Below are 5,706 nucleotides of genomic sequence, written 5' to 3' on the forward strand. Positions count from 1 at the left end.
CATCGTCGTGCTCTTCCTGCTGCTCGGCAACTTCCGTGCGGCCCTGATCGCGGCGTTGGTCATCCCGATCACCATGATGCTGACAGGCTTTGGTATGCTGCGCGCTGGGGTCTCGGCCAATCTGATGAGCCTTGGGGCTTTGGACTTCGGTCTGATCGTCGACGGCGCCGTCATCATTGTCGAAAACGCGCTGCGCCGGCTTGCCGAGCAACAGCATCATGAAGGCCGATTGCTCAGCGTCAAGGAACGGCTCGCGACCGTGGCAGCCGCTGCGCGTGAGATGATCCGTCCCTCTGTGTACGGGCAGGCAATCATCATCCTCGTCTACGTACCGCTGCTCACGCTGACCGGCGTGGAGGGTAAAACGTTCGGACCGATGGCGCTGACCGTCATCATCGCGCTCGCCTTCGCCTTCATCCTCTCTCTCACCTTCGTGCCGGCGATGATTGCGATCTGGCTGTCGAAGAAGGTCGAGGAGAAGGACGGCCGCATCATCACGTGGCTGAAGAAGCGCTACGAACCCGGTCTCGACCGGGCCATGAAGCGCCCGACGCTGACGATCGGTGCGGGTGTGGGAAGCCTTGTGGTGGCGGCGCTTGCTTTCACTACGCTCGGCTCGGTGTTCCTGCCGCAGCTCGACGAAGGCGATTTGCTGATCCAGTCGCTCCGCATTCCGGCAACGTCGGTCCAGCAGAGCCAGGCGATGCAGGTGCCGATCGAGCGGATGATGTCGAAGCAGCCGGAGGTGCAATTCGTCTATTCCAAGACGGGCACCGCCGAGCTGGCGGCCGACCCGATGCCGCCGAACGCGACCGACATGTTCGTCATCCTGAAGCCGCGCAAGGATTGGCCGGATCCTGAGCTTCCCAAGGAGGAGCTGGTCAGCCGGATCGAGGGTAATCTCGCGAAGATTCCGGGAAATGCCTACGAGATCACCCAGCCCATCCAGATGCGCTTCAACGAGCTGATCGCCGGCGTGCGCGGCGACATCGCGGTGAAGGTGTTCGGGGACGACTTCAACCAGATGAACCGGACGGCCGAGCAAATCGCGGCGGTGCTGCGCAGAACGCAAGGCGCAGCGGACGTGAAGGTGGAGCAGACGACCGGTCTTCCCATGCTCGACATTCGCGTCAACCGCGACGCGATGGCGCGGTTGGGCGTTACGGCTCAGGATGTGCAGGACACCGTGACTGCGACGATCGGCGGGCGAACATCGGGCCAGATCTTCGAGGGCGACCGTCGCTTCCCCGTGGTGATCCGCCTGTCGGAGGCGCAGCGTGCCGACATCGGCCTGCTCCAACAGGTGCAGGTGCCGGTGGCAGGCGGCGGCTATGTACCGCTGTCCAGCGTCGCCGAGATCAAGGTGGTCGATGGTCCGAACCAGATCAGCCGCGAGAACGGCAAGCGGCGCGTGGTGGTGCAAGCCAACGTGCGTGGCCGCGACGTCGGATCCGTCGTGGCGGATGCGCAGGCGGCGATCGGCAGCCAACTCCGGCTGCCTGCCGGCACCTATCTCGAATGGGGCGGCCAGTTCGAGAACCTCCAATCGGCAAGCGAACGGCTGAAGCTGGTCATTCCGGCTTGCTTCATCTTGATCCTGCTGCTCCTCTACGGGGCGTTGGGATCGGTCCGCGACGCCGCGATCGTGTTCACCGGCGTGCCTTTCGCGCTGGTGGGCGGCGTCCTGTTGCTGTTCCTGCGGGGCATGGACTTCTCGATCTCGGCGGCAGTGGGCTTCATCGCCCTCTCGGGCATCGCGGTCCTCAACGGCCTCGTCATGGTCAGCTCGATCCAAGATCTGATCCGATCAGGGATGAGCCGCGAGGAAGCCGCGCATGTTGGCGCGATGCAGCGTCTGCGACCCGTCATCATGACCGCGCTAGTCGCCAGCCTCGGCTTCGTGCCGATGGCGCTGGGCGAAGGCGCCGGCGCAGAGGTTCAAAAGCCTTTGGCGACGGTCGTCATCGGCGGTCTGATCTCGGCGACGCTTCTTACGCTGTTCGTGCTGCCGACACTCTATGCCCGGTTCGGGCAGAAAGTGATCGAGAAACCCGAGCACTACAATGAGGAGCATGAAGGGGACGACCACGGTCAGACCTTCGTGAACAACTTGGCCTGATGGATGGGCGGGGCGATCCGCGATCGCCCCGCCCATCTCTGGGAGATGGGGATATGCCTCGCACCATAACCAGCTCGATGCTTCACGGCGGGCCACTGCGCATCTGGTCGGCACTCACCGATCCGGATCATCGCCGGGCGTGGAGTCCGCTCGTATTTCTCGATGATCCGTCCCGGCTCGGCGACACAGAATGCACCTTTGCGATCCAGGGCATCACCCGGCCAATTCGGACGCCAGCACGGATTGATCGATTCGATAAACCGCACGCCTTCGCTTGGTCCTGCGGCATCCCCTATCTGTTCACGCTCGAAGAGCGGTACGAGCTGGCGGGGGACGATGGCGGCACCAGGCTAACGCATAGCTGCACGCTGCGCGGGGCGCTCTCCCTGCCGTTCGCGGCGATGATGTTGCGCCGCCTGCGATCCCTGATGGTCGAATCTGACGATCGCCTCGCAACCTATCTCCGCTGGCGGGTAGGTCAGCCTGCCCGGGCTATCAATCGTCAGCGCGTCCCCTTCCGCTACAGGAGGAAGGCGCGATGATGATGCACTGTAAGCGGGTGCTGCCCGCCGTCATCCTCGTTGTCGGGCTCGCGGCGTGCTCGGAAAGAAAGCCGCCAGCCCCGCCAACGGAGCAGCAGATCCATTCGTCCGACAGCGCCGTGGCGACCGGGGAAATGGGGCGGCATAGATATCGCTGTTCCGACGGGGAACCGCTGTTCGTCGATTACAAGGACAACGGCCTGCAGATCGATTTGCGGCGCTCCAACGGGGGACCGCCGATGATGCTGACCGCGCCAGCGCAGGGCCTGCAATATGTCGGCGAAACAGCCACCGCGACCTTCAAGGGGTCGCAGCTCACCATCGTGGAAGGCGATGGCCGTACCCGGATCTGCGAGCGGGAAGGCACGCGATGAACTGCCCTGCCTTCGAACGCCACAGGGCGCTTCGTCGGAAGAGACCGATGTCTGACACGTCGATTTCAAATGTGACAACCTTGTGCGGCCTGAATCGGGCCGGTCTGGCGATCGCGCGCCTCGGCGTCGTTCTCGTCTCCGGGGCGGTTATAGGGGCGTGTAATCCAGCGCCGACCCAGCCTACCGAGCCGGCGCATGAAAAGCATCTGACGTCGAAACTAATCGCGCAGCGCATCATGTACTGCGACGACGGCACACGCGCCGATGTCGACTTCATCGATGACGGCTTGAAAATGGCCGTCACCTGGCTGCCGAAGGGCAGGACCGAGATCCTGCGCGCGCAGCGAACCGGTGACGAGTTTCGCGGCGACCATTCGCGGGCTGTCGTGGCGGGCGGATCGATCGCGTTCACGCGACGCGGGAAGATCCGCGTCTGCCACCGAACCCCGGAGGAGTCCTAGGAAATGCAGGCACTGCTCTATACGCTTGCGCCTGTGCTGGCGGTCGTGCTCGGCGCGATTGTCGCGAGCCGCACCAAGTTGAAACCTGGCCTCGTGGCGGGCCTACAGCATCTCGCTGCCGGCGTCGTGTTCGCGGCGGCAGCGACCGAAATCCTGCCGCAGGTCAAGCATGAGGCATCGCCCAGCGCGACGTTGATCGGCGGGGCGGCGGGCGTCGCGACCATGCTGGGGCTCAAGGCTCTTGAGGCCCGCTTCAAGGGGCTGATGGCGCTACTCGCCGCGATCGGCATCGACATTCTGGTCGACGGCCTGGTGCTCGGCCTCGCTTTCGTGGCGGGCGAGAAGGCAGGTCTCCTGCTGACGATCGCGCTCACTCTGGAAGTGTTATTTCTGGGACTGACGCTGACCGACGAGCTGGCGGAAACCTATCGCTCGCGCTTGCGCATCATCGTGATCGTCTCGGCATTGGCCCTGCTGCTGCCGATCGGCGCGCTCGCTGCCGTGCCGGTCGCCGCGCTGTCGCCGGTGATGATCGCCGGCTTCCTCAGCTTCGGGCTGATGGCGCTGCTCTACCTCGTCACGGAGGAGTTGCTGGTCGAGGCGCACGAGAAACCCGACACCCCGCTCATCAGCTCGATGTTTTTCGTCGGCTTCCTGGCCCTGCTGACACTTGAGGAGATGATGGGATGATCCCGGGCAACGACAACAATGGCGGGCAGGAGCGCCGCACACTGTGGATCGTCCTGCTGCTGAACGCGGCGATCGCTGCGGGCTTCTTCGTTTCCGGCTTCTTCGCGGACTCGAGCGCGCTGATCGCCAACGGCGTCGACAACCTGTCCGATACGGCTGTGTATGCGCTGAGCCTTGTGGCGCTCACCCGGGGCCAGACATGGAAGACACGCGCCGCGGTCGCTTCGGGCGTCATGCTGCTGATCTTCGCGGGCGGCATCTTGATCGATGTCGGACGGCGCTACGTGCAGGGCAGCGAGCCCATCGGACCTACCATGATGGTCATGTCCGCGATCGCCGGCGTCGTGAATTACCTCTGCCTGCGGCTGCTCCAGCGCCTCAAGGATCCGGACGTCAATCTCCGGGCCGCAACCACCTTCAGCTTCAACGACTTCATTTCCAACGGCGGCATCCTGATCGCCGGCGTGCTGGTGCTGTGGTTGGGTACCAATTGGCCGGACCTGCTGGTCGGCTTCGCCACCGCCATCATCGCCATCAAGGGCGGTGTCGAAATCCTGCGCGACGCGCGCGCCGAAACCAAGAAAAGCGAAAGGAGGTCGTCATGAACGACAAGCTCGAACTCGACATTCCAGTGTTGTTGCCGGACCTTCCTGACGCGGCCGATGCCTGCCTGGACCGTCTCGTATCAACCCTGTCAAAGCGCGAAGGTGTCGAGCGGGCGCATGTGATCTGTCTCGACGGCAACACGCCAGCGGCGCTGTGCATCCATTTCGATGCCGCCAAGCTGCCGCTGCCACGGTTGCGCGAAATGGTGCGCGCCGCAGGTGCCGAAATCACCGAGCGCTACGGCCATGCGATCTGGCAGGTGACGGGGATCAACCACGAACGTCGGGCGCGCACGGTCAGCGATGCGCTGTGCGCCTTGCCCGGCGTGGTCCAGGCAAGCGCCAGCACCAGCGGGTCTGTCCGGGTCGAATATGATCGCCGCGAAACCACCGAAGAGGAGGTGCGCGCTGCGCTTCGCAAGCTGAAGGTGAGGGTGGGCAAGCGGGTCGCTGCCGATGAACATGCCGGCCACGACCACGGCCCCGGGGGCCACGGCGCGGGCGAAGAGAAGCACGGCCCCGGCGATGGCCACGACCATAGCCACGCCGAATTTCTCGGCCCCAATACCGAGCTGATCTTCGCGCTCGCCTGTGGCGCGCTGCTGGGGATCGGCTACGCGATCGAGAGGCTGGTCGCTGGCGCGCCCGAATGGCTGCCGACCGCCTGCTATATCGCAGCCTATTTCTTCGGCGGATTCTTCACGCTGCGCGAGGCGATCGACAACCTCCGGATGAAGAAGTTCGAGATCGACACGCTGATGTTGGTCGCTGCGGCCGGCGCCGCTGCGCTGGGCGCATGGGCCGAAGGTGCGCTGCTGCTGTTCCTGTTCAGCCTCGGCCATGCGCTTGAGCATTATGCAATGGGCCGCGCCAAGAAGGCGATCGAGGCGCTGGCGAAGCTCGCGCCCGAAACCG

At 64.4% G+C, this 5,706-nt stretch carries 6 protein-coding genes and 1 pseudogene; all 7 read left to right on the top strand.

Annotated elements, in window-relative coordinates:
* Positions 1–2,119: CusA/CzcA family heavy metal efflux RND transporter (locus Q0579_RS07750; protein ID WP_298810839.1), on the top strand; the 2,119-nt coding region annotated here is incomplete at its 5' end.
* Between the two features lie 53 nt (positions 2,120–2,172).
* A complete protein-coding gene (locus tag Q0579_RS07755) occupies positions 2,173–2,661 on the top strand; it encodes an SRPBCC domain-containing protein (RefSeq protein WP_004212879.1) in 489 nt (162 codons plus the stop codon).
* A complete protein-coding gene (locus Q0579_RS07760) occupies positions 2,658–3,035 on the top strand; it encodes a hypothetical protein (protein WP_004212880.1) in 378 nt (125 codons plus the stop codon). Before Q0579_RS07755 ends, Q0579_RS07760 begins: the two co-directional genes overlap by 4 nt.
* 47 nt (positions 3,036–3,082) lie before the next feature.
* The gene (locus Q0579_RS07765) at positions 3,083–3,496 is read left to right on the top strand and encodes a hypothetical protein (RefSeq protein WP_004212881.1); all 414 of its coding nucleotides are present in this window, start codon (positions 3,083–3,085) and stop codon (positions 3,494–3,496) included.
* 3 nt (positions 3,497–3,499) lie between these two features.
* The gene (locus Q0579_RS07770) at positions 3,500–4,186 is read left to right on the top strand and encodes a transporter (RefSeq protein ID WP_042469170.1); all 687 of its coding nucleotides are present in this window, start codon (positions 3,500–3,502) and stop codon (positions 4,184–4,186) included.
* Entirely contained in the window at positions 4,183–4,791 is a 609-nt protein-coding gene (locus tag Q0579_RS07775) for a cation transporter (RefSeq protein WP_004212885.1), read from the top strand. The genes Q0579_RS07770 and Q0579_RS07775 overlap by 4 nt, the downstream gene beginning before the upstream one ends.
* A pseudogene (locus Q0579_RS07780) lies at positions 4,788–5,706 on the top strand (heavy metal translocating P-type ATPase); the annotation flags it as partial. The gene Q0579_RS07775 and the pseudogene Q0579_RS07780, both read left to right, overlap by 4 nt.

The organism is uncultured Sphingomonas sp. (assembly GCF_936927845.1).
Taxonomy (GTDB): domain Bacteria; phylum Pseudomonadota; class Alphaproteobacteria; order Sphingomonadales; family Sphingomonadaceae; genus Sphingomonas.